The sequence below is a fragment of the Actinomadura sp. NPDC049382 genome, from assembly GCF_040677125.1.
Classification (GTDB): Bacteria; Actinomycetota; Actinomycetes; order Streptosporangiales; family Streptosporangiaceae; genus Spirillospora; species Spirillospora geliboluensis.
The window spans coordinates 15828-37763 of sequence record NZ_JBFARO010000032.1 but is presented as its reverse complement, the minus strand read 5'-3'; the positions used below and the strand labels follow the sequence as shown (position 1 = coordinate 37763).

Here is a 21936-nt window from a genome sequence, read left to right as displayed (position 1 = left end):
CGAATACCGGTACTTGATCGTCCATATCCGCCGTCCTGGTCTTCCGTTGATTTCTTGCCCAGGATGCGTGAGAGGCGTTTACCCTGTGATGGATTGGAATCCACGGAATACACTGGAGGTGGGAGTGAGTGTTCGCGAGACCATCGACCCGGACTCGTCACTTTGGGCCTGGCTGGCGTTCGACCTGTGGTTTCACCGCACTCGGCGCGGTCTCTCATTGGCGCAAACCGCCCAGATCGTCCGGGTGGCGCGCGGCACTGTATCCAACTGGGAGGCGGGCAGGCTTCGCCCAGGGGAGCAGTACATGGTTCTCCTGGACAAGGCGTGGGACACCGGCGGCCATTTCCAGCGGCTCCGCCACTATGCGATCACCGGACACGACCCGGACTGGTTCAAGCAGTACATGCAGTACGAATCGGATGCCCGGGTAATCAAGATCTACCACGGGAAATCCGTGCCGGTCCCCGTGCAGACGCCGGAGTATGCGCGTGCGCTCTTGCTCACCGGAGGGCAGGCGCAGCAAAGCGATCGAGAGGTGGAAGCCCGTCGCAAGCGCCAGGAGATCCTCGCCAGGGCGGACCCGCCGTACGTGTGGATCATCCTCGACGAAGACGTTCTGGACCGTCCGATCGGGGGGCCGCAGATCATGAGGGAGCAGCTCGACCACCTGCTCGAAGTCGATGAACTGCCGCATGTGTCGGTACGTGTCATCTTGAGGTCGGTGGGCGCCCACCCCGGGCTGGACGGCGCCTTTCAGCTCCTCGACCTGGGAGGACGGCAGGTCTCTTATGCCGGTGCGCAGTTGGCGGGGCGCTTCATTGAAGCTGGTGACGAGGTCGCCGCTCTCGCGATACAGTTCGATCAACTTGGGGCATTGGCCCTATCTCGCGATGATTCGCGAAAGCTGATCGGAAAGGTGCGGGAGAGGTATCTGTGAGCGAATGGCGCAAGAGTTCCCGGAGTGGTGGCGTCAACGATAATGCCTGCGTCGAGCTGGCCAGGCTTGGCGGCACCGTGGGCGTGCGCGACTCGAAGAACCCCGATGCGGGTCACCTCGGGCTCAGCCGCCGGGAGTTCTCTCAGCTGGTCGCGCGCATCAAGCGCGGTGGGCTCACTCTGCTCGCGGGCGACTGAGACGCCTTCTCATCCGGTGAGTCGGCGGTGACAGAGCTGGGCGACGGCGATGTCGCGGCGCCTGTCAATACCCCGAAGGTCACCGATTCGGACGACCACGGGTAGACGCCCAGGGCCGCCGCGTGACGGCAGCGTTGCGGCCATGAGCGTTCTCACCGACACCCGTGCGGTGGCCGCGGCGGCGGCCGCCGCCACCGCCGCCGTGCTGGCACCGCACCAACCGACCTACGACCGGGGCTTCGCGCCCGGCTGGGTGACGCTGGCGGGCGTCGCGCTCGCTCTGCTGTTCGCGTGGACGGAACGCGCCTGGGCCGGACGGATCGCTGCGGTGCTCCTGCTGTGGGCGGGCGGCGGAGTCGTCCTGGACGGCTTCCGCGCCTTCTTCTGGGCGACCGGCATCCCGGCGGGCGACTTCGCGCAGGTCAACTGGGCCGGTGCGGCGGTCCGTGGCGCCAGCCTGCTGACCTCGGCCCTGCTGGTGCTCGCGCTCGCCCGCCGGGCCCAGGGCCCCTGGCGGGAACGACCGTGGCTCGGATACACCGCGTTCACGCTGGCGTTCCCCTACCCGCTGCTGAAGTTGTACTGGTCGTTCGGCGGCAGTGCCGCCCGTCCGGAGCCGTACACCGAGGGCTTCCCGTACATGGAGTCGGTCATGCTCCTCGGCGGAGCGGCGCTGGCGCTGGCCCTGGTCCAGCCCTGGGGGCGGCACCTGCCCCGCCTGCCGCTGCTGGTGCCCGCGTGGGCGGCGACCGGCGCGCTGGTCAGCATGGGGGCGCTCGCCGGTTTCGGTACCGTCGCCCAAGCCGTCGGGCTGAGCGACGGACCGGTCGACTTCGGCGAACCGCTGACCGTCGCGATGGTCGGCGCGGTCTACGGGTCGTGGCTGCTGTTCGGCCTGGCGCTGGGCGGCGCCACCCTGACCTACCAGCGGCTCACCCGCTGACCTACGCTTTCACCCCATGCGTGCGAACCGTGCGGACGTGACGTTGGCGTTCGTCACCGGCATGCCCCTGGCGAGCCTGTCGGCGCTCGTCGCCGCGCTCTCGGTCCCGGGGGCGCGCGCGGCGGTCCTCCTGATCGCGGCGGTCGCCGCGCACCTGGCCCTCATCGGACGCCGCACCCGCCCGACCGGCTCGCACGCCGTGGTCTGCGCCGCGTTCGCCGTGCAGACCGCGGTCACCGGGCTGTTTCTGGTGCTTCCATCGGTCCTGGTCTTCCCCATGTCCGTGTACGCGGTGACGGCCTACGGCAGCCGCACCCTCGCCCTGGCCACCGGTGTCATCGGCTCCTGCGCGGTCGCCGCCCGCTTCGCCGCCGACGACAGCGTCCGCTCCGCGGACCTGGGACCGGAGCCGTGGCTGCTGCTCGCGCTGCTGCTGGCGATCGTCGCGGCGGCGTGGAGCATGGGCCTGGTCCGCCGCACCCAACTCGCCTACGCCGAGATGACGGCGGAGAAGGCCCGGCATGAGGAGCGGACGCGCATCGCCCGCGAGATGCACGACGTCATCGCCCACTCCCTCGCCGTCATCGTCACACAGGCCAAGGCCGGCCGCTACGCCCCGGACCACGCGGCCGGCGCGCTGTCCGCCATCGAGGACACCGGGCGGGCGGCGCTCACCGACGTGCGCGGCCTGCTGTCCGTCCTGCGCCCCGACCAGAGCCCCCAGCCGACGCTGCGCGACCTGCCGGCGCTGCTGGACCGGGTCCGCACCACCGGCCTCGAGATCGACCGCACCGACCAGGGCACACCGCGTCCGCTCAGCCCCGCCGCGGAGCTGGCCGCCTACCGCCTGGTCCAGGAAGGGCTGACCAACACCGTGAAACACGCGGGAACCACCGTCCGAGCGGCCGTCGACCTCGACTGGGGCGTCGACGCGCTGACCATCACCGTCCGGGACGACGGCGCGGCGGCTCCGTCCGCACCCGGCATGGGCCTGAGCGGGATGCGCGACCGGCTGCACGCGCTGGGCGGCTCCCTCACCACCGGCCCGGCCCGGGACGGCTTCGCGCTGCGCGGCCGCCTTCCGTACCCGGAGACGCCGTGACCATCAGGGTCCTGGTCGTCGACGACCAGGACCTCGTCCGCACCGGTACCGTCCTGGTCGTCGATTCCCAGCCCGACCTGCGCGTCGTCGGGCAGGCCGCCGACGGAGCCGAAGCCGTCCGCCTGGCCCCCGCCGCCGACGTCGTGCTCATGGACATCCGCATGCCGGGCATGGACGGGGTCGAGGCCACCCGCAGGATCTGCCGGGACGCCGGGCCCCGCGTCCTCGCCCTGACGACCTTCGACCTGGACGAGTACGCGTTCGCCGCCCTCAGAGCCGGAGCCTCCGGCTTCCTTCTCAAGGACGCCCCCGCCGAGGAGATGCTCACCGCGATCCGGACCGTCCATCGGGGCGACGCCGTCATCGCCCCCTCCACGACCCGCCGCCTCCTGGATCACGTGGCCCCCGGCCTCCCCGGCCCCGCCGGCCCCGACCCCCTCACCGACCGCGAATGCGACGTCCTCCTCCACATCGCCCGGGGCCTGTCCAACGCCGAGATCGCCGCCCGCCTCCACCTGGCCGAGGGCACCGTCAAGACCCACGTCGGCCGGATCCTCACCAAGCTCGGCGTCCGCGACCGCGTCCAAGCGGTCATCTGGGCCTACGACCACCGCCTGGTCCGCCCCGCCTGAACGGCCCGCCGTACCGTCGCCTCAACACCGGATCACCGTGCAGCGAGACCGCCGCGATTGAGGTGGTCAACAGGGCGCGGGTGCGGACAACCGCAGGATGACCGGGTGGCGGACACCATCCCCGGGCCGCGCCCGCGGGTCTAGCGTCGGGCCGCGTGAAGGAGAAGTTGATCGACATGCCGCGCCGCGCGCTCGCCGGTGTTCTCGGACTGCTGGCCCTCGGTGCGATCGTGTTCGCCGCCGCCGTGACGGACGGCCCGCCGCGCCCGCTGCCGGCGGACGCTCCGGCGGGTGAGTTCAGTGCCGCGCGAGCCCTCGGCCATCTCGACCGGTTCGCCACCGAGCCGCGGCCGATCGGCAGCGCGGCGAGCAAGCGGACGCGCGACTACCTCGTCGGACGCCTGCGCGCCGAAGGGTTCGGCGTCCAGGTGCAGCGTGCGGTCGGGGCGTCGTCCAGTACGGGGCTCGCGACGTTCGGGCTGGTGGAGAACGTGGTCGCGACACTCCCCGGCAGCGACTCCACCGGGACGGTCATGCTGGCCGCCCACTACGACTCCGCGGCGATGGGGCCCGGCGCGTCCGACGACGGTGCGGCGGTGGCCGCGATTCTGGAGACGGCCCGCGCGCTCCGGCAGCAGGGCCCGCTGCGCAACGACCTCGTCCTGCTGCTGTCGGACGGGGAGGAGGACGGCGTCCTCGGCGCCGAGGCGTTCGTCCGGGAGCACCCGCTCGGACGGGCCGGGGGCGTGCTGCTCAACTTCGAGGCGCGCGGGGCGGGCGGGCCCGCGCTGATGTTCGAGACGACCCGGCGCAATGCCGGGCTGGTCGGCGCGTTCGCGGACGCGGCGCCGAGACCGCACGGCGACTCCTCCATGGTGGAGATCTACCGGATGCTCCCGAACAACACCGATTTCACCCCGCTGTCCGAAGCCGGGTTCCGCGGCATGAACTTCGCCTGGGTCGAGCGCGGCTCGCACTACCACACGGCCACGGACTCGATCGCCAACCTCGACCGCGGCAGCCTCCAGCATCACGGCGCCACCATGCTCGCCCTCGCCCGCACGCTCGGCGCTGCCGATCTGGCTGATCTGGACGACGGGGGCGACGCCACCTACTTCCGGCTGCCCGGAATGATGGTGACCTACCCGGGCGCGCTCGTTCCGCTGCTCACCGTGCTGTCGGTCGCGGTGTTCGGCGCGCTGGTCGTCACCGTAAGGAAGCGGCGGCTGGCGAGCCTGCCGCGCATGATGGTCGCCGCGGTGTCCGCGGTGCTGCCGCTCCTGCTGGCGGCCGTGCTGGCACAGGTGCTGTGGAGTGTCCTGGCGGGCGTACGTCCCGAGTACGACACGATGGGCGGCCTGCTGCACCGGCCGGTGCCCTACCGGGCGGCCGTCGCCGCGCTGACCGTGCTGGCCCTGCTCCTGTGGTACGCGCCGTTGCGACGCAGGCTCGGCCCCGCCGCGCTGGCGGTCGGCGCGCTCGCCTGGCCGACGGGTCTCGGCGTCCTGCTCACGTGGGCCGCGCCCGGTGCCGCGTTCCTGTGCGCGCTGCCCGCCCTGACGTGCGCGCTCGGCGGTCTCGGGGCCGTCCTGCTGCCGCGCGGACGGTTCGGGGCGCTCATGCTCGGGATGCTGGCCCCCACGCTCCTGCTGCCCGCCTGGGCGCACGCGGTCTTCGACGGGATGGGACTCGCGCTCGCGGGCGTGCCCGCGCTCGCGCTGGCTCTGTTCGGTTTGACGCTGCTTCCCCTGGCCGAGCTCGCCCTGCCCGAGCGCCGCACCGTGCTCGTCGTGGCGTCGGTCCTCGCACTCTCCGTCGCGCTGGCGGTGACCGGCCTCGCCGCCGACACCGTCGACCGGTCGCGCCCTCACCGCACCCACCTGGCCTACGTGATCGACGCCGACAGCGGCATCGCGCACTGGGTCAGCGGTGACACCGATCCCGGTCCCTGGACCCGGCGGTACGCGACCGGCCGGGACCTGGGCGGGCTCCCGCCCGGATACGCGCGCAACCTGCGGTGGACGGGCCCCGCCCACCCGACGCGGGCGGCCGAGCCCGAGGTACGGGTCGTCTCCCGTGACGGCGACGCCTTCCGGCTGCGAGTCACCGCCGGCCGTGGCGCCCGTTCGGTGACGCTGCGCTTCGACCACCCGGTCACCGAGGCGTCGGCGACGGTCCGCGGCCACGCCCCCGCACGGGTCACGGTCAGCGGGGTACGGCGGAAGACCTGGCCGGGCGAGGTCCGCTTCCGCGGCCTGCCCGCGGACGGCGCTTCGATCACCGTGCGCGTTCCGGGCGGCGGACGGCTCACCGCCATCGCGGAGACGGACGGTCTCACGGCCGCACCCGGCTTCGTGTCACCTCCCCCCGGCCTGGTGCCCTCCACTCGCGAGGACGGCAACCTGACCGCGGTCACCCGCACCTACACCTTGCGATGAGGTACCGCGGCGGGGTGTCTAGTCGCGGTGGCGGAGGACGCCGGTCGTCTTCTTGGTCCGGTGGTCGGCGGCGTAGTACACGATGTCGGCCCTGCCGTCCTTGCGCCTGGTCAGGGTGATGTCGCCGACGTCGCACCCGGACAGCCCGGCGGTGAAGTTCGTCCGGAGCACCAGGGAGTTCCCGGAATAGGAGACGGGCACGGCCGTCCCGATGCATTTGCCGTGCAGGTACCGCACTTCGCCGGACTTCTTACCCGCCTTGAGGGTCAGCTCGACGGCCCATGTCGCGCGGCCGCCGTAGTGGTCCTTGACGTTGCCCGTCCACGTGCCCGCCAGGTCGCGCGGCACGACCGTCTCGGAGGCCGGTTCGTCGGGTTGCATCGCCACGAGCGCGGCGATGCCCAGGAGCAAAGCCAAGCCCGTGAGGACGACAAGGACGCAGCCGATGCCGGCTTTGGAGCCGCCCCCGCGGCGCGGGACGGAGGGGTGGTAGTGGTGGATGTGCCTGACCCGGGCCGGGGGAGGAGGCCCGGGGACGGTGGTCGTCCGGGGGCCGGGACGGCGCGCGCCCGCCGTGGCCATGTCCCAGGGGTCCTCGATGTCCGAGGGGTCTTCGATGATCTCCTCTTGGGCCGGCTCCGGGGGCCGGCGGGCGTCGTCGTAGCTCGCACGGTGGTTCAGGAGGACGTCGCGGGCCGCGTTGAGGAGGCGGAGGCGCTCCTCCGCCTCGGCCTTCGCGGCCGGGTCGGTGACCCGGTCGGGGTGGTGGGCCGTCGCCAGGCCGCGCCAGGCCCGCTGGATCTGGTCCGGTGAGGCGTCCGGCCGGACGCCCAGGAGCTCGTAGGCGTCGTTGCCGTCCAGTTCGTTGAAGCCGGCCCGCAAGGATCAGCGGCCGATCCGGCGGGCGACCGAGGCGCGGTAGCAGGTGAGGGACCAGTGCGCGGTGGCGTCGGTGTGCCCGGCCGGGACGATCTTGGTGCCGGTCGCGAACGTCACGTCCTTCGCGCCGGCGAGGTAGAGCACGAACGCGTCGAGCCGGTGGTCGAAGCCCTCGTAGTACCAGTTCTCGCGGAGCACCTTGCGCTCGGCGGTGAACGGCGCCTGCAGCAGCTCCTGCGCCTGCGGCGGGAGGTTGCCGAGGACGCCCTTGGCCGCCGGGCCGAGGCCGATGTCGGGCGGCGCCGCGGCGTGGCCGGACTGCGGCGCGCCGCCCCGGTACGGCGGCGGGCGGTGGTCCACCTGGACGTGCCGGAGCGAGCCGGGCGCGAACTGGAACGAGGTGATCGCGTAGACCGGGCGGTGCTCGGTGTTCACCCGAGGCTCGGCGATGGACAGCCCCGCCTCGCCCAGCGTCACGGCGTAGCAGCGTCCGTCGCCGCTCGACGCGTCCTCCCGGGCGAACCAGTCGATGGGGTTGCCGGACAGTTCGGCGAGGCGCCGCCGGGTGCGCTCCCCGACCGTCGGCCAGCATTCCTCGCGGAGCCGTCCGCCGCTCAGCCCCATCTCGCCCGGACTGTGGACGGGAGCGGTGCGCGGCGCGACCGCCCCGGCGTCCCGCCGGACCTCGGGACTGCTGGAACCGTACGGGACGATCGACCCCATGCGCGCACCCCTCGGCCATTCAATTGACGATCCCGGGTCAGTTTAGCGGCGGCCGGGCGGTGGCGTGTCGTTGATCGTTACCTTACGGTGCCGCCCGCGGGCGCGGCCGTCGCTATGGTTCTCGATCATGTTGCGATGGGGCGGGCGGGCGGAATCGATTCTGTGGGCGGCCGCGGCCGCGCTGAGCGCGGTCCCTCTCGTCCTCGACGCCGTGTTCGCGCTGCTCGGGCGGCAGTGGAGGGGGTACGGCTTTGGAGTCGTCCTTTCCCCCGGCCAGTGCACCGCCTGGTTCCATCAAACGGACGTGGTGCAGGCTCCGGGGTTTCTGATAGTCAGTGCCAAGCCCTATCTGGTCGTTGTTCCGGCGTTCCTGATATGGCTGGTGACAAAGCGGCGGGCCGCGGGATGGGCGGCCCTGGCCATTCTGGTGCCGGTGTTTCTCGTCCATCCGCTGATGTTCGGGTATGACCTGGCCCGATGGGGGCGGCAGTGCACGGACCTGTGGCTCACGCCCTGGCCCGGTCTGCAGATCGCATGGTGGACGTGCCGCCTCGTGCTCGTCACCCTCCTGCTGGCGGCGGTCTACCGTCCGGGACGCCGGATGGTGCGCGCGGTGTCCGGAGTCCTGGTGGCCGGGCTCGTACTCGGCGCCGCCGGCGACCAGAGAACACCGCAGCCGATAATGGCCGGCCCGCGAGACTGCCCCAAGGCGCTATTCCAGCCCTCGCAGCGCTCGGAAACGCTGGTGCCGACTGTCAAGAGCATGTCGGAAAGGGAGAGGTATCTCGCCTATCTGTGCTCCGTCCGGGGCCATCCCCAGTTCCCGTCCTGGCGCCGCCCGGCCCCGGAGGACCCGTTGTCCGACGCCGCCCTGCTCGATATGGGAAGACGCGCCTGCCTCGGTGAGAAGTCGACGCCGGAGACGGACCTCGGACGCCATGGCGCGCACTGGCCTTCGGTCGTCGAAATGGCCTATCTGTGTCCCAGACGGGCGACGACGCAATTGCGCGAGCTGGAACGGAACCTGGCGGCGATGCAGGCCCAGTATGAGCGAGAGAAAGCCCAAGTAACGGCATATTGCAGGCGCACCGCGCCGAAGGGTCCGAAATCCGTCACCGAGGCAACGGATGCCATGTCGGGTGGCGAGAGCGGCAGCTATTTCGTCGGGACCGAGGGCGCCTCCTTCGACGCGGCGCTCAAGAACGGGCTGGTCGGGAGCGACGGTCGCTCCGTCACGGTGATCACCGGGACGCAGGGAAAGCTGTGCTTGACCGTCCGCGCCTACCGGCAGGCGCCGCCGCTCGACCTCAAGGGCTGGGACCAGGTCGCCGAGGTCGGGTTCGACAGCCCGGACGGACGCTCCACGGTCGGCTCGATGGGCGGCCCGAGCGACTTCCCGCCCGTCACCGCCGCCGGTCCGGGGCCGTACCGTCTCCGCGTGTACGTCCGCGGCCGCGACGAGCCCGAGGCGTTCTTCCCGGACATGCCCGCCGAGAAGCACCTCCTGGTCATCTTCCCCGGCAAATCAAAGAGGCCGAAGTCCTACAAGAACGGCGAACCCTGACCGTCTCATCCACCAAGCGCAGCCCGGTGACGGCCTCGCGATGAGCGCGCCGGTCATAGCGTGATACGGGCTGCGGCGTCGCTCGACACATCGATCCCCAGCTTCAATGTCACCGGATCCGCGGACCGGTTTATGTCGAAGATCAGCCACCCCGTACGATGCTCGCCGGCTTCGATGCGGCCGGTAAGTGCCTGCCGACTGTACTTTTCGAGGTACCACTCCGGGGTGTAGGTCCCGTTACCGGCGGTCAGGGCGGCGTTCCACGACGCCTGCGAGTCGTCGGGGTTGCGGACTTCTAGAGTGAGTTCGCAGAACTGTCCATTCTCCGACTTCTCCTCGGGGCCGCTCGGCGGCGACGCGAGCCCGCAGCGTACGCTCGTCACCCGGTATATGAGAGTGCCGTCCGTGACCTCTTGCCCGACCTTTCCCTCATGCGGCAGGTCCGGCCCGTCGTCCGCGGCGAAGAAGATCGCCCAGACGAGCAGGGACAGACTGCCGACGATGATGAGGAACACACCCAGCCTGAGCAGAAGAAGCCGCCGCCCCCCAAGGCTCGGCGAACGGTGAGTGGTAGCCGCCATGGAACCGAACTTCAACCTTGAGAAGAAAGCCGGGAATAAATCCGCGCAAGAGCGTCTTCCGCGACCTTGGGCACCCTGAATTCACCCTTCAGGGCATCGGCGAGCGTTCCGGTCGGATCTGCCCCGCAGATCTCCGCGACCCTCCGCTCGGCATCGCCCCGGGCGGCGGCGGCCGCCGCGATCACATCGGATGCGAGGGACTCCGCCGCCTTTTCGGCGTACCTGCGCGGGCTCACCTCGACCGAGCGGACACTGCCGCGTGAGTCGGTCACCACGGTCACCAGCCCATCGGAGGACCTGCCAACCCCGGTGACCTCTGCCAGACGCCGCGACAGTTCCGGTAGACGCCGCTGCAGTTCCTGTGCTCCCTTCAGCAGGCCCTGCAACTCCGTGGGTACCCCCGGGTCGGGTATCGCTTTCGGCTCGTTCATTTCTGATTGTCCACCCACAGGCCCGGATTCTTCAGATCGACCTTGACTTTATGCGTCTCCACATTGCCCTTGGCCTGCGGGCTCTTGACGGATTGGAAGGGTTTGGTCCCGCTCCAGTCCTTGAGGTTTCCACCGAATACGCCGAAGAGGGTGGAGAGACCGCCGACGATGGCGCTCGCGGAGGCGACGGCCGCGGACATGCTGGCGGGGATTCCGGCAAGTGAGGAGCCGGCGCTGGGCACCGCGAGGGCGAGCGCCGCCAGGACGAAGGCGACAATGGCGATACAGATGGCGATGATCCCGATCCAAGCATCCGCGAGCGTGTCGGCTGCCTCATTGAGCTGCGTCTTCACGTCGTTGTACATGTCGGGTAGTTGGCTCAGTGCCTGTTTGAACTCGGTCACGCTCTTGTTGAATTCGTGGTAAGATTCGCCGCGCCATGTCCGTTCCAATGGCAGGCGCTTGAGTTCACCTTCGAGCTCTGTGATCACCTGGGCGAGCTGCCCTTTCGCCTGATCCCATTTCAGAGCTGCTTCGCGGAGCTTGGCCGAGTCTCCGTCCGCTAATTCGATAACGCCTAGGAGTGGGATGCCGATCGGGATGATCGGTGCGAGAATCGCCGTGGCGACCACCCGGCCGAATGTGTCCATTGCTCGGCTTCTCCGATCTTCAGAGTGTGCTGTCTTCTTCGGCCTTGCGGATGTTGGCGGATACTTTCTGGAGGGCCGTCCCGCTCTCCGAAAGGTACTTCTTCGCAATCTCCAGATTGTGTTTGTGGCTGTTCAGCGCCGCCTCGTAACTCTCTCGCAGGGTGCGGCTCATCGGAAGCTTCCCGAAAGCCAGGTCTGGAATCTCCGCCTCGTTCAGGCTCTGTTGGGCCTTGTTGAGCGAACTGCCCTCGCCGGTCATTTCGGTGAACGCCTTGCCGGTCCGGTGCAGTGCTGCGGTGTCGGCGGCGAGTTCCGGATAGCTCATTGCCCCTCCAGGGACTGCTCAGGGTCGGCCTGGTTCCGATTCGGATGCGGGCGAGTCCTCCGTCGGATAGGGAGCGGCATCGGGATAAATGTCAGACCATGATGCCGCTTGCTGCTCCGTGCGAGATCGCTCGGCCTGCTGGACGGCCGCTGTGATCGCGGGTCCGATCTGCTCGGCGGTGTAGTGCCTGCGGATGGTGGCATCGAGTCGGAGTTCGGTCAGGTGTCCGTGCGGATTCACGGTCACTTTGATCATTCCGTCCGGCGAGGACGCCCGTCCTGTGATGGCCTGCATGCGCTCGGAGGCGGACCTCAGTTCGTCCGCGGCTTCGAGGAATCGTGCCAGCGCGGCCTCCTGGGCCTGCTCGTGCGTCCCCGTGCCCGCGGCGTCGGTCCCCGGTGTTGGTTCGTCGGTCTCGAGTGGAGTCCAAGTGAACCCTGAGGTCGCGGGCGTGCCCGCTTCGTCCTCGGTGGACGTGGGAGGAGTGGGCGAGGCTGCGCCGAATTCGGCCAACCGTGCCTGTGCTTCTTCGGCAGAGCCGGGACGGAACGGCGTCTCCTTGTTCAAGAGACGATCAAGCCGACTGGGTTCGTCAGGCATTGGCACGCACCTCAGGTCTGCCCGTGGATCCTGTGTGACAGCGGTTTCTACTGAACAGTTGGCGGTGAGTTGATGCTGTCGTGCCACTTACCGTACCGAGGTGTCTCCCCGTTTGTGAACAGTTCGCGCCGAAGTGTCAGGGCCGGTGGCTCTGAGAAGGCATTGACCTGCCTGAACGGGAACGGCTTTCAGTGTCCGCTTCCTGCCCGCGGGTGTCATGGGGGCAGATCGCTGGCGATATATCGGGCAAATTGCCGCCGCGCAGAAGGAGTGCTTCTACTGGAGGGCGGTGTCGATGGCTTCGGGGGAGAGGATGTTGTCCAGGACCATCGCCGCGCAGCCCTTCAGGCCCGCCTGCTCGCCCAGGCGGCTCGGCTCTATGCGAAGGGTGCGGGTCGCGAGGGCCGTGGAGCGCTGGTAGACGGTTTCGCGGAGGCCCGCGATCAGGGGTTCGTCGGCGCCGACCAGGTCGCCGCCGAGGACGACCACGGCCGGGTTCAGGAGGTTGACGGCGGTCGCGACGACCTCGCCGATGCGGCGGCCGGCGTCGCGGAGGAGGGCGACGGTGGCGGGGTCGCCGGAGCGGGCCAGCGCGGCGAGGGCGGGGAGGTCGTCGGCGGGGGAGCGGGCCAGCAGGGCGGTGCCGCCGGCGATGGCCTCGACGCAGTTGACGTTGCCGCAGCGGCAGGGGGCGTCGAGGGGCGACGGGACGGGGACGTGCCCGATCTCGCCCGCCGCGCCGAGGGCGCCGCGCTGGATGCGGCCGCCCGCGATGACGCCCGCGCCGATGCCGGTGGAGACCTTGACGAACAGCAGGTCGTCGACGCCGGGGTGGGCCTGGTGCTCGCCGAGCGCGGCGGCGTTGACCTCGTTGTCGAGGTAGGCGGGGACGCCGAAGCGGGCGGAGATCGGCGCCCCGATCTCGACGGCGTCCCAGCGGCCGGCGGCGTGCTCGACGGCGTCGGGGACGCCGAGGCCGACGCCCCGGATCGACGCCTCCGCCACGCCGGAGGAGGCGAGGAGGGACGTCCACTCCTCCAGGAGGCGGGGGAGGGTCTTGCCGGGGGACGTCTCCGCCGGCGGACCGTCGGCGCGGGCGAGGATCGTCCCGGCGAGGTCGCAGACGGCGAGCTGGCCGCGCGACTGGCCGAGGTTGGCGACGAGGACGGCCCCGCCGGCGGCGTTGAACTCCAGCCGGGCCGGGGGGCGGCCGCCGGTGGACGGCCCGGTGGTGCGCTCCATCACGAGGCCGCGCGAGATGAGGGCGGCGACGCGGGACGCCACGGCGGGACGCGACAGCCCGGTGATGCGGCCCAGGTCGGCGCGGGTGGCGACGCCGTCCTCGCGGATCAGGCTCAGCATGTCGCCGGCCGTGGAGGGACGGGAGACGGGGCGGGGCATCCGGTCAGTCAAGCACGCGGGCGTTCAGTGCGTCCAGTTGGCGCAAGATACAGACTTTTGTCATCTGAAGTTCATAAGTGGGGTTGAAGGGATGACCTATGTCCCGATAGCTTGGCGATCTAGAGTTCCCCCTGGTCTGGAGCGTCCTATGCCCGTACATCCCGTGCTGGAGGCAGTGACCCGGCGCGTCGTCGAACGGAGCGCCGGCACGCGCGGCGCGTACCTGAGCCGGATCCGCGACGCCCGGACGGAGGGTCCGGTCCGCAGCGGCATGGGCTGCGCGAACCTCGCGCACGGCTTCGCGGCGTGCGGCGTCCAGGACAAGCTGTGGCTCCGCGGCGACGTCACGCCGAACATCGCGATCGTGTCGGCGTACAACGACATGCTGTCGGCGCACCAGCCGCTCCAGGACTACCCGGACATCCTGAAGGGCGCGATCCGCGCGGCGGGCGGGACGGCGCAGTTCGCCGGCGGCGTGCCCGCGATGTGCGACGGCATCACGCAGGGCCGCGCCGGCATGGAGCTGTCGCTGTTCAGCCGGGACGTGGTGGCGATGGCGACGGCGGTGGCGCTGTCGCACGACATGTTCGACGGCGCGCTGCTGCTCGGCGTCTGCGACAAGATCGTGCCGGGGCTGGTGATCGGCGCGCTGTCGTTCGGGCACCTGCCGGTGATCCTGGTGCCGGCCGGGCCGATGGCGTCGGGGCTGCCGAACGGGGAGAAGGCGAAGGTCCGCAAGCGGTACGCGGCGGGGGAGATCGGCCGCGAGCAGCTCCTCGCCGCGGAGGCCGCGTCCTACCACTCGCCCGGCACCTGCACCTTCTACGGGACGGCGAACTCCAACCAGCTGCTCATGGAGGTCATGGGCCTGCACCTGCCGGGGGCGAGCTTCGTCCCGCCGGGCACGAAGCTGCGGGACGCGCTGACCGAGGCGGCCGGGCGCCGCATCCTGAAGCTGACGGACCTGGCCGGGGAGTACACGCCGATCGGCGAGCTGCTGGACGAGCGCGCGTTCGTCAACGGCGTCGTCGCGCTGCTCGCCACGGGCGGCTCCACCAACCACACGCTGCACCTGGTCGCGATGGCCGCGGCGGCGGGCATCGAGCTGACCTGGGACGACTTCGACGAGCTGTCCGCGGTGACGCCGCTGCTCACCCGCCTCTACCCGAACGGCACCGCCGACGTGAACCACTTCCACGCGGCGGGCGGCACCGCGTTCCTCATCGGCGAGCTGATCGACGCCGGGCTCCTGCACGAGGACGCGCGGACGGTCGGCGGGGCCACCCTCGCCGCGTACCGGAACGTTCCCGAGTACGCGGCGGGCAAGGCCGAGTGGCGGAGCACCGTCACCGAGTCGGGCGACACGAACGTGCTGCGGCCGGTCGCGGACCCGTTCGACACCCACGGCGGCCTGCACACCGTGCGCGGCAACCTGGGGCGGGCGGTCATCAAGGTGTCGGCCGTGAAGCCGGAGCACCGGACGATCGAGGCGCCCGCGCGCGTGTTCGACTCGCAGGAGCAGCTCCAGGAGGCGTTCGCCGCCGGGGAGCTCGACCGGGACGTGGTCGCCGTCGTCCGCAACCAGGGCCCGCGCGCGAACGGGATGCCGGAACTGCACCGGCTGACCCCGCCGCTGTCGGTCCTGCAGGACCGCGGCCACATGGTCGCCCTCGTCACGGACGGTCGTATGTCGGGCGCCTCTGGGGCGGTGCCCGCCGCGATCCACGTGTCGCCGGAGGCGGCCGCGGGCGGCCCGCTCGCCCGCGTCCGCGACGGCGACATCGTCCGGCTCGACGCGGACGGCGGCGTGCTGGAGGTCCTGGTCCCGGAGGAGGAGTTCGCCGCCCGCGAGCCCGCCGCCGCGGCGTCCGGCCAGACCTACGGCACGGGACGCGAGCTGTTCCAGGCGTTCCGCGATGCGGTGGGGCCCGCTGAGCGCGGCGCGGGAGTGTTCGCATGAGCGGCGTGTGGCTGGTCGCGGACGTCGGGGGGACGAATGCGCGGTTCGCGCTGCTGGACGGGCCGGACGGCGTCCCGTCCGAGGTGAGGTCGCTGCCCACCGCCGACTACCCGGGGCTCGCCGAGGCGGCCGCCGCGTACCTCGGCGCGGTCGGGGTGCGGCCGGCCGCCGCGTGCCTGGCGGTGGCGGGGCCCGTCGCCGGCGGGACGTACCACCTGACCAACGCGGGCTGGCCGCGCGGCAGCGTGGAGCAGGTGCGCGCCCACCTCGGCGTGCCGCACCTCGACGTCATCAACGACTTCGAGGCGCTCGCCCTGTCCCTGCCGCGCCTCGGCCCGGACGACCTGGTCGCCGTCGGCGGGCGGACCCCCGCCCCGGCCACGGGTGCGGCGGCGCTCGCGGTGGTCGGGCCCGGCACGGGGCTCGGCGTCGCCGGGCTCGTCCCGACGCCGCACGGCTGGGTGCCGGTGCCCGGCGAGGGCGGGCAGGTCGAGGTCCCGGCCGCGACCGACCGGGAGATCGAGGTGGCCCGGCTGCTGCGTGCCGAGAAGGGCGCGGCGACCGCCGAGTACCTGCTGTCCGGGGCCGGGCTCGCCCGCATTCACCGGTACCTGTCGGTGCTCGACGGCGTGCCCGCCGCGGACCTCACCGCGCGGCAGATCACCGAGCGCCGCGACGACCCGCGCTGTATGGAGGCGCTGGAGATGTTCTGCGCGCTGCTCGGCTCGCTCGCGGGGAACGCCGCGCTGACCCTCGGCGCCCGCGGCGGCGTCTACCTCGGCGGCGGGATCCTGCCGCGCATCGTGGACGTCCTGCACGGCAGCGCGTTCCGCGCCCGCTTCGAGGGGAAGCCCCCCGTCGAGGACTACGTGCGCGCCATCCCGACCGCCCTCATCGTCCACCCCGGCCCGGCGCTGGTCGGCGCCGCCGTCCGGCTCGCGCAGAGCCTGCCCGACATGGAGCCCGCATGATCGCCGAAGACCTGCTCGACCTCGCCCCCGTGATCCCGGTCGTGGTGCTGGAGGACGCCGGGGCCGCCGTCCCGCTCGCCCGCGCCCTGGTCGAGGGCGGGCTCCCGGTGATCGAGGTGACGCTGCGCACCCCGGCCGCGCTGGAGGCGATCACCCGGATCGCCGCCGAGGTGCCGGACGCCGTGGTCGGCGCCGGCACCGTCGTCCGGCCCGAGGACGCCGAGCGCTCGGCCGCCGCCGGGGCGCGGTTCCTGGTCAGCCCCGGCTGCACGCCCCGCCTCCAGGCGGCGATGGTCGCGACGGGCCTGCCGTTCCTGCCGGGCGTCGCGACCGCGTCGGAGGCGATCGCGCTGCTGGAGGGCGGGATCACGGCGATGAAGTTCTTCCCCGCCGAGGCCGCGGGCGGCACCGCCTACCTGAAGTCGCTCGCCGGGCCGCTGCCGCGGATCCGGTTCTGCCCGACCGGCGGGATCGGCCCGGGGAACGCCGCCGAGTACCTGGCGCTGAAGAACGTCGGCTGCGTCGGCGGCTCCTGGCTGACCCCGGCGGACGCCGTCCGCGACGGCGACTGGGACCGCGTCCGCGGACTCGCCGAAGAGGCGGCCGCCCTGCGGTGATGTCACGATTGAGACGGGTAGTCCCGTCTCAGGGATATGAACACCACAGAGACGCTTGAGAGCCTGAAAAAGCAGCGGACCGTCCTGCTGACGTCCTACCGCAAGGACGGGACGCCGGTCGGGACGCCCGTCAACGTCGTCGTGCTCGGCGAGCACGCCTACTTCCGCACCTACGACAAGGCCGTCAAGACGAAGCGGCTGGCGCGCAACCCCGAGGTGGAGATCGAGCCGAGCACCTTCCGGGGCAAGGTCACGGGCCCGGCCGTGCACGGCCGCGTCCGGCTGCTCAGCGAGGAGGAGTCGCAGCCGATCCGGCGGCTGCTGGCCCGCAAGCACCCCTTCCTGCAGGGGTTCGCGGTGCCGTTCTTCCACCGGGTGAAGCACTACCGGACGCTCCACTACGAGGTGACCCTCGGCTAGCGGCGGCCGCCGGCGGCGTGCGGGCAGGGGCCCGCGGTCAGCCGCGGCGCGTCCCCGTGCGGGACGAGGTCCATGCGCAGCCGGCCGCAGGCGCAGCGGGTCCAGAGGACGACGCCTTCACTGGTGAGGTGGCGGGACACGAGGGTGCTGTGCTGAGTCATGACAGCAGTCTGCAACCGGCCGAATGTTGCCGTCCATTTCAGATTTCCTCAGTGGATCGTGCAATATGTTTTCATGATTGATCTGCGGCGGCTGCACATGCTCCGGCTCGTCCACCAGTACGGGACGGTCACGTCCGCGGCGGAGGCGCTGCACCTCACCCCGTCGGCGGTGTCCCACCAGCTGCGCGAGCTGGCGCGGGAGCTGAAGGTGCCGCTGCTGGAGCCGCAGGGCCGCAAGGTCAGGCTGACCCCGGCCGCGCACCTGCTCATCGCGCACGCGGACGGCCTGCTGGCCAGGTGGGAGGAGGCCCTCGCCGAGCTGGAGTCGCACCGCGCCGGCGCCACCGGGCCGCTGCGCATGTGCGGGTTCACGACGGCGGTGGGCGGGCTCATCGCCCCCGCCGCCGGCGCCCTCAGGCGGGACGACCCGGACCTCGCGGTCGAGGTCCGGGAGTGCGACACCGCCGAGGCCCTCGGCCTGCTCGCCGCCGGGGAGACCGACATCGCGGTCATCGAGCCCACGCCGGACGCGCCGCCGCCCGGCGACCCGCGCTTCGACCGCGAGCTGCTGCTGGAGGAGGCGCTCGACCTCATCGTCCCGGCCGCCCACCCGCTCGCACTCCGGGCGGGCCTCACCCGCCTGGAGGACGCGGCGGGCGAGACGTGGATCAGCGTCGAGCCCGAGGTCTGCGCCCACCACCAGCAGGTCCTGACGTACTGCGCCGCGGCCGGCTTCACGCCCCGGTTCGCGCACCACGCCACCACCTGGTCGGTGATCTGGTCGCTCGTCGCGCACGGCCTCGGGGTGTCGCTGGTGCCGCGGCTGGCGGACGGGCCGTCCGACCAGCCGGTCGTCCGGGTCCCGCTGGGCGGCGACGGCGTCCCGAGGCGGCGGGTGCTGACCTGCGTGCGCCGCGGCAGCCGCGACCACCCGCTGATCGCGCGCGGCCTGCGCGCCCTCCGCGACTCCGTCCCCGGCCGCTGCGCCCCGCCCGCCGCCGCCTGAACGGCCGGCGGGAGCGGGGCCGGTGCCTCAGGCGTGCGGCGGCCGGTGGCGGGGGCGGCGCACCCCGAAGGCCAGCAGCGCCGCGCGGATCAGCCAGACCGCCAGCGCGATCTGCAGGACGACCAGGACCCCCGTGCCCGGCCCGGCGGTGAAGGCGAGCACCAGGAACACCGCGAGCAGCAGCGGGAACGCCGGGAAGCGGGGCCCGTGCCGGTGGCGGGCGGCCAGGTGCCGGTGATGGCGCTGCCATGCGGGGTGCCCCGGCCCGCCGATGAACGGGCCGGGGAAGGCGAGCGGCGCGCCGGGGCCCGCGGCCTTCTCGGGTTCCGGGAGGCCGGTCGGCGCCGGCAGGTCCTCGACCAGGGTGCGCAGGTCGCCGCGCGTCTTGGCGGTCAGCGCGGTGTCCAGCCGCTCGTCCAGCTCGCCGCGGTCCAGCCGGCCGGCGGCGAAGTGGTCGTGCAGGGCGACCATGACCGCGTCGCGCTCGGCGTCGCCGACGCGGATCTCGTCGTGGCGTGCCATGGCTACTCCCCGCCCGCGGCCGTCGGCCCCGGGTCGTCGTCGTTGGCGTCGTCGGCGTCGTCCCGCGTGTCGAGGTCGTCGGCCAGGATGCGGTACAGGCCGCGGCGCGCGTCCGCGAGCACCTCCGTGGCCTGGGCGACCTGGGCGGACGACCCGGAGTGGACGATCTGCATCACCGCGGCCCCCGTCTGCGCGGCCTGCTTGAACAGCTCGGGGACGCCCTCGCCGAAGTCGGGCGTCATCTCCGCCCACGGCTCGGCGAGCCGGTCGGCGTTCTCCTCGGTGTAGGCGCGTCCCTCGTCGGTGAGGCGGAAGGTGCGGCGGCCGCCGCTCTCGTCCCCGGCGATCAGGCCCTCGTCGGCGAGCTGCTGCAGCGCCGGGTAGACCGCGCCGGGGCTCGGCTTCCACGCGCCGCCGCTGCGCTCGTTGATCTCCTGGATGATCTGGTAGCCGTTGCGCGGCTCCTCGGCCAGCAGCACGAGGATCGCCGCGCGGACGTTCCCCTTGCGCGCCTTGCCGCCCCGGCCCCACGGGCCGCCGCGCCCGCGCGCCCACGGCGGGCGCGGGCCGGGGCCGTGGCCGCCGAACGGCCCGGGCCCCCACGGGGCGCCGCCGAACAGCGCGCCGAAGTTCGGGAACTCACCGCGCCCCCACGGGCCGTGTCCGTGCATGTGTCCCATGTTCTGACACCACCTTCTGAGATCACTCTCTGATCCCTCGCGATACGACAACGATATATCGAAGACGTTTCGCTGAGCCAGAGTGTTCCCGGACATTCCGCGGGGCGGACACGCTTTCGCCGACGGCGAACCGGGCATGATCCCCGATACCGGCCACTGCCGTCTGATTCCGCGAATCTTGGGTACCACCCGGCCGAGGGGGACGATGGGCACACACGAGGCGGTGACCGCGCCCGGCGCGGTCGGCACACCGGACGTCGCGGCACCCCGCCCCCGCGCCAGGAACGAGCTGCTGCTCGGCCTGGCGCTCTTCACCGTGTACTCGCTGGTCACGATGCTCCCGGAGCCGGCCAGGACGGGCCCGGCCCGCGCCCACGGGGAGATGCTCTTCCGGCTTGAGCGGGCTCTGCACCTCGACATCGAACCCGCCCTCAACGGCTGGCTGGCCGACCAGTCGGCGCTGCGCCTGCTCGCCAACTACGAGTACGCGATCACCTACATCGGGAGCGCGCTGGCGCTGCTCGTCTGGTTATTCCTGCGCCACCCCGACCGCTACCGGACGGCCCGCAACGCCTTCGTCCTGCTCAACCTCGCGGCCCTGGCGTGCTTCGCCCTCTATCCGGTGATGCCGCCGCGGCTGATGCCCGACCTCGGGTTCATCGACACCGTCTCCGAGGGCCGCACCTGGGGGTCGTGGGGCTCGCCGATGGTGCGCCACGCCGACCAGCTCGCCGCCGTCCCGTCCCTGCACATGGGCTGGACGCTGTGGGTCGGCGTCGAGCTCGCCCGCGTGAAGGCGAAGCGGTGGGTGCAGTGGTTGAACCTCGGTCACATCCTCCTTACGCTCTACGTCATCCTGGCGACCGCGAACCACTTCATCGTGGACGCGGTGGCCGCCGTCCCCTTCGTGGTGGTCTCCGTGTACATCGCCGAGCGCATCGCCCACCCGCACCGGCCGTCCGCCCGCATCCAGGGGCCGGACGCCTTCTTCCTCGCCGTGGAGACGCCCGCCGCGCCGCAGCAGGCCGGCGGCGTCATCATGCTCGACACCTCGAAGGGCGAGGTCGGGCGCGAGGATCTCGTCCGGGTCATCCGGGAGCGGCTGGACGGGCTGCCCCGCTTCCGGCAGCGGCTCGTCCGCCGCGGCCGGTGGCGCCGCCCCGTCTGGCGCGACCACGACCCGGTCGACTGGGAGTGGCACGTCGCCGAGCGGGAGGTCGACGGCATGGCGGGCCTGCGCGCCGCCGTCGCCGAGCTCCAGGCGGAGCTGCTGCCGCTCGACCGGCCGCCGTGGCGGATGGTCGTGATGAAGGGCGCCGAGCCCGGCCGCACCGCCGTCGTGTACCTGATGCACCACGTCGTCGCCGACGGCGTCGGGATCGTCGCGCAGGCGATGTACCTGATGGAGCCGCCGCCCGACAACCTCGGCGCGCGGTTCCCGCGCAAGCCGCTGCGGAAGGCGCTCGCCACCGTGGCGGGGCTCGGGCAGCTCGCCTCCGCCGTGACCAGGCCGGAGCCGCTGCCCGCCGCCGGGACGTCCGAGCGCCGCTTCGGCAGCATGTCGCTCCCGCTCGCCCAGGTCCGGGACGTCGGCCGCCGCTACGACGCGCGCGTGACCGACGTGGTGCTGTGCGCGGTCGCGGGCGCGCTGAACCGGGTCGTCAGCGAGGAGGACGGGCGCCCCGACACCTGCCGCGTCGCCGTGCCGCTCATGATGCGGCCGCCCGGCAGCGCGATGGTCGGCAACCACACCACGGCCGTCATGGTCGACCTGCCGGTCGGGAAGATGGCCGAGCCCGACCGGCTCGCCCTGATCGCCGAGCGCAGCCGCGTGCTGCGCTCCGGCACCCGCGCGCAGGCCGCCTGGTTCGTGATGTGGCAGGCGGGCCGCGTCATGCCGGCGCCGCTGCACGGCCGGTTCGCCCGGATGTCCTACAGCGGGCGCTTCCTGCAGGGGACCGTGTCGAGCCTCCCCGGCCCCGACAAGGCGCTGCGGCTGGCGGGCGCCCCGCTCACCGCCGTGTACCCGATCGTCCCGCTGGCGCCGGGCGCGCCGCTCGCGATCGCCGCGCTCGGCGTCGACCGCGAGTTGTGCTTCGGCCTCTCCGTCGACCCCGGCCTGGCGGACGACGCCGACGCCCTGATGGACGCCGTCCGCGACGTCATCGAGGAGCTGCGCGACGGCCCGGAATGACG

At 72.0% G+C, this 21936-nt stretch carries 24 protein-coding genes; 13 read left to right on the top strand and 11 right to left on the bottom strand.

What is annotated here, in order from left to right:
• Positions 1-124 precede the first annotated feature (124 nt).
• From AB0K34_RS20850 to AB0K34_RS20825, 6 genes are all read left to right on the top strand, one after another.
• Positions 125-937: a helix-turn-helix transcriptional regulator gene (locus AB0K34_RS20850; RefSeq protein ID WP_138641935.1), complete on the top strand. Its 813-nt coding sequence runs from the start codon at positions 125-127 to the stop codon at positions 935-937.
• Positions 934-1134: a DUF397 domain-containing protein gene (locus AB0K34_RS20845; RefSeq protein WP_138641936.1), complete on the top strand. Its 201-nt coding sequence runs from the start codon at positions 934-936 to the stop codon at positions 1132-1134. The genes AB0K34_RS20850 and AB0K34_RS20845 overlap by 4 nt, the downstream gene beginning before the upstream one ends.
• Before the next feature lie 142 nt (positions 1135-1276).
• A complete protein-coding gene (locus AB0K34_RS20840; RefSeq protein WP_364550354.1) occupies positions 1277-2077 on the top strand; it encodes a hypothetical protein in 801 nt (266 codons plus the stop codon).
• Between the two features lie 16 nt (positions 2078-2093).
• The gene (locus AB0K34_RS20835) at positions 2094-3179 is read left to right on the top strand and encodes a histidine kinase (protein ID WP_138641938.1); all 1086 of its coding nucleotides are present in this window, start codon (positions 2094-2096) and stop codon (positions 3177-3179) included.
• On the top strand, positions 3176-3811 hold the full coding sequence (locus AB0K34_RS20830) for a response regulator transcription factor (RefSeq protein ID WP_301174299.1): 636 nt from the start codon (positions 3176-3178) through the stop codon (positions 3809-3811). Before AB0K34_RS20835 ends, AB0K34_RS20830 begins: the two co-directional genes overlap by 4 nt.
• A gap of 155 nt (positions 3812-3966) precedes the next feature.
• Positions 3967-6249, top strand: coding sequence for a M20/M25/M40 family metallo-hydrolase (locus AB0K34_RS20825; RefSeq protein WP_301174300.1), 2283 nt, complete (start codon positions 3967-3969; stop codon positions 6247-6249).
• A gap of 18 nt (positions 6250-6267) precedes the next feature.
• Here the strand turns inward: AB0K34_RS20825 and AB0K34_RS20820 are convergent, their stop codons facing one another.
• Both AB0K34_RS20820 and AB0K34_RS20815 read right to left on the bottom strand, forming a co-directional pair.
• Positions 6268-7131, bottom strand: coding sequence for a J domain-containing protein (locus AB0K34_RS20820; protein WP_301174301.1), 864 nt, complete (start codon positions 7129-7131; stop codon positions 6268-6270).
• Positions 7132-7134: 3 nt separating this feature from the next.
• On the bottom strand, positions 7135-7851 hold the full coding sequence (locus AB0K34_RS20815) for a hypothetical protein (RefSeq protein ID WP_138641720.1): 717 nt from the start codon (positions 7849-7851) through the stop codon (positions 7135-7137).
• Positions 7852-7978: 127 nt separating this feature from the next.
• Between AB0K34_RS20815 and AB0K34_RS20810 the strand changes: the two genes are divergently transcribed.
• The gene (locus AB0K34_RS20810) at positions 7979-9415 is read left to right on the top strand and encodes a hypothetical protein (RefSeq protein WP_138641719.1); all 1437 of its coding nucleotides are present in this window, start codon (positions 7979-7981) and stop codon (positions 9413-9415) included.
• A gap of 53 nt (positions 9416-9468) precedes the next feature.
• On the opposite strand, the gene AB0K34_RS20805 is transcribed toward AB0K34_RS20810, so the two are convergent.
• The 6 genes from AB0K34_RS20805 to AB0K34_RS20780 form a co-directional block, all read right to left on the bottom strand.
• Entirely contained in the window at positions 9469-9930 is a 462-nt protein-coding gene (locus AB0K34_RS20805; RefSeq protein WP_171069472.1) for a DUF4352 domain-containing protein, read from the bottom strand.
• 77 nt (positions 9931-10007) lie between these two features.
• Positions 10008-10427 carry a YbaB/EbfC family nucleoid-associated protein gene (locus AB0K34_RS20800; RefSeq protein WP_138641717.1) on the bottom strand — a complete coding sequence of 140 codons (420 nt, stop codon included), beginning with the start codon at positions 10425-10427 and terminating at the stop codon, positions 10008-10010.
• The gene (locus tag AB0K34_RS20795; protein ID WP_138641716.1) at positions 10424-11077 is read right to left on the bottom strand and encodes a WXG100 family type VII secretion target; all 654 of its coding nucleotides are present in this window, start codon (positions 11075-11077) and stop codon (positions 10424-10426) included. Before AB0K34_RS20795 ends, AB0K34_RS20800 begins: the two co-directional genes overlap by 4 nt.
• 19 nt (positions 11078-11096) lie before the next feature.
• Positions 11097-11402 carry a hypothetical protein gene (locus AB0K34_RS20790; protein WP_138641715.1) on the bottom strand — a complete coding sequence of 102 codons (306 nt, stop codon included), beginning with the start codon at positions 11400-11402 and terminating at the stop codon, positions 11097-11099.
• An 18-nt stretch (positions 11403-11420) separates the two neighbouring features.
• Positions 11421-12002, bottom strand: coding sequence for a YbaB/EbfC family nucleoid-associated protein (locus tag AB0K34_RS20785; protein WP_138641714.1), 582 nt, complete (start codon positions 12000-12002; stop codon positions 11421-11423).
• 276 nt (positions 12003-12278) lie between these two features.
• The gene (locus AB0K34_RS20780; protein ID WP_364550350.1) at positions 12279-13403 is read right to left on the bottom strand and encodes an ROK family transcriptional regulator; all 1125 of its coding nucleotides are present in this window, start codon (positions 13401-13403) and stop codon (positions 12279-12281) included.
• Between the two features lie 148 nt (positions 13404-13551).
• Between AB0K34_RS20780 and edd the strand changes: the two genes are divergently transcribed.
• The 4 genes from edd to AB0K34_RS20760 are packed head-to-tail and all read left to right on the top strand — an operon-like array spanning position 13552 to position 17371.
• The gene (gene edd / locus AB0K34_RS20775) at positions 13552-15363 is read left to right on the top strand and encodes a phosphogluconate dehydratase (protein WP_364550348.1); all 1812 of its coding nucleotides are present in this window, start codon (positions 13552-13554) and stop codon (positions 15361-15363) included.
• Positions 15360-16334, top strand: coding sequence for a glucokinase (gene glk, locus AB0K34_RS20770; protein WP_364550346.1), 975 nt, complete (start codon positions 15360-15362; stop codon positions 16332-16334). Before edd ends, glk begins: the two co-directional genes overlap by 4 nt.
• Positions 16331-16951 carry a bifunctional 4-hydroxy-2-oxoglutarate aldolase/2-dehydro-3-deoxy-phosphogluconate aldolase gene (eda, locus tag AB0K34_RS20765; protein WP_364550344.1) on the top strand — a complete coding sequence of 207 codons (621 nt, stop codon included), beginning with the start codon at positions 16331-16333 and terminating at the stop codon, positions 16949-16951. Before glk ends, eda begins: the two co-directional genes overlap by 4 nt.
• A 36-nt stretch (positions 16952-16987) precedes the next feature.
• Positions 16988-17371, top strand: coding sequence for a PPOX class F420-dependent oxidoreductase (locus AB0K34_RS20760; protein WP_364550342.1), 384 nt, complete (start codon positions 16988-16990; stop codon positions 17369-17371).
• Here AB0K34_RS20760 and AB0K34_RS20755 read toward each other — a convergent pair.
• Complete coding sequence (locus tag AB0K34_RS20755; protein ID WP_301174307.1) at positions 17368-17532, bottom strand: hypothetical protein; 165 nt, start codon at positions 17530-17532, stop codon at positions 17368-17370. The genes AB0K34_RS20760 and AB0K34_RS20755 overlap by 4 nt on opposite strands.
• 73 nt (positions 17533-17605) lie before the next feature.
• Between AB0K34_RS20755 and AB0K34_RS20750 the strand changes: the two genes are divergently transcribed.
• Complete coding sequence (locus tag AB0K34_RS20750; protein ID WP_364550340.1) at positions 17606-18538, top strand: LysR substrate-binding domain-containing protein; 933 nt, start codon at positions 17606-17608, stop codon at positions 18536-18538.
• Positions 18539-18565: 27 nt separating this feature from the next.
• On the opposite strand, the gene AB0K34_RS20745 is transcribed toward AB0K34_RS20750, so the two are convergent.
• Positions 18566-19060, bottom strand: a complete 495-nt coding sequence (locus AB0K34_RS20745) for a DUF1707 domain-containing protein (RefSeq protein ID WP_364550338.1) — start codon at positions 19058-19060, stop codon at positions 18566-18568.
• Positions 19061-19062: 2 nt separating this feature from the next.
• Positions 19063-19731, bottom strand: coding sequence for a PadR family transcriptional regulator (locus AB0K34_RS20740; protein WP_364550336.1), 669 nt, complete (start codon positions 19729-19731; stop codon positions 19063-19065).
• Positions 19732-19945: 214 nt separating this feature from the next.
• Here AB0K34_RS20740 and AB0K34_RS20735 point away from each other — a divergent pair, with 214 nt between their 5' ends.
• Positions 19946-21934, top strand: coding sequence for a phosphatase PAP2 family protein (locus tag AB0K34_RS20735; protein ID WP_364550334.1), 1989 nt, complete (start codon positions 19946-19948; stop codon positions 21932-21934).
• Positions 21935-21936 lie beyond the last annotated feature (2 nt).

Coding starts and splice junctions, on each gene's coding strand:
- AB0K34_RS20810 (WP_138641719.1), top strand. CDS start 7,979: ATGTTGCGATGGGGCGGGCGGGCGGAATCGATTCTGTGGGCGGCCGCG.
- AB0K34_RS20785 (WP_138641714.1), bottom strand. CDS start 12,002: ATGCCTGACGAACCCAGTCGGCTTGATCGTCTCTTGAACAAGGAGACG.
- AB0K34_RS20745 (WP_364550338.1), bottom strand. CDS start 19,060: ATGGCACGCCACGACGAGATCCGCGTCGGCGACGCCGAGCGCGACGCG.
- AB0K34_RS20815 (WP_138641720.1), bottom strand. CDS start 7,851: ATGGGGTCGATCGTCCCGTACGGTTCCAGCAGTCCCGAGGTCCGGCGG.
- eda (WP_364550344.1), top strand. CDS start 16,331: ATGATCGCCGAAGACCTGCTCGACCTCGCCCCCGTGATCCCGGTCGTG.
- AB0K34_RS20835 (WP_138641938.1), top strand. CDS start 2,094: ATGCGTGCGAACCGTGCGGACGTGACGTTGGCGTTCGTCACCGGCATG.
- AB0K34_RS20750 (WP_364550340.1), top strand. CDS start 17,606: ATGATTGATCTGCGGCGGCTGCACATGCTCCGGCTCGTCCACCAGTAC.
- AB0K34_RS20840 (WP_364550354.1), top strand. CDS start 1,277: ATGAGCGTTCTCACCGACACCCGTGCGGTGGCCGCGGCGGCGGCCGCC.
- AB0K34_RS20795 (WP_138641716.1), bottom strand. CDS start 11,077: ATGGACACATTCGGCCGGGTGGTCGCCACGGCGATTCTCGCACCGATC.
- edd (WP_364550348.1), top strand. CDS start 13,552: ATGCCCGTACATCCCGTGCTGGAGGCAGTGACCCGGCGCGTCGTCGAA.
- AB0K34_RS20780 (WP_364550350.1), bottom strand. CDS start 13,403: ATGCCCCGCCCCGTCTCCCGTCCCTCCACGGCCGGCGACATGCTGAGC.
- AB0K34_RS20735 (WP_364550334.1), top strand. CDS start 19,946: ATGGGCACACACGAGGCGGTGACCGCGCCCGGCGCGGTCGGCACACCG.
- AB0K34_RS20760 (WP_364550342.1), top strand. CDS start 16,988: ATGAACACCACAGAGACGCTTGAGAGCCTGAAAAAGCAGCGGACCGTC.
- AB0K34_RS20800 (WP_138641717.1), bottom strand. CDS start 10,427: ATGAACGAGCCGAAAGCGATACCCGACCCGGGGGTACCCACGGAGTTG.
- AB0K34_RS20740 (WP_364550336.1), bottom strand. CDS start 19,731: ATGCACGGACACGGCCCGTGGGGGCGCGGTGAGTTCCCGAACTTCGGC.
- glk (WP_364550346.1), top strand. CDS start 15,360: ATGAGCGGCGTGTGGCTGGTCGCGGACGTCGGGGGGACGAATGCGCGG.
- AB0K34_RS20755 (WP_301174307.1), bottom strand. CDS start 17,532: ATGACTCAGCACAGCACCCTCGTGTCCCGCCACCTCACCAGTGAAGGC.
- AB0K34_RS20790 (WP_138641715.1), bottom strand. CDS start 11,402: ATGAGCTATCCGGAACTCGCCGCCGACACCGCAGCACTGCACCGGACC.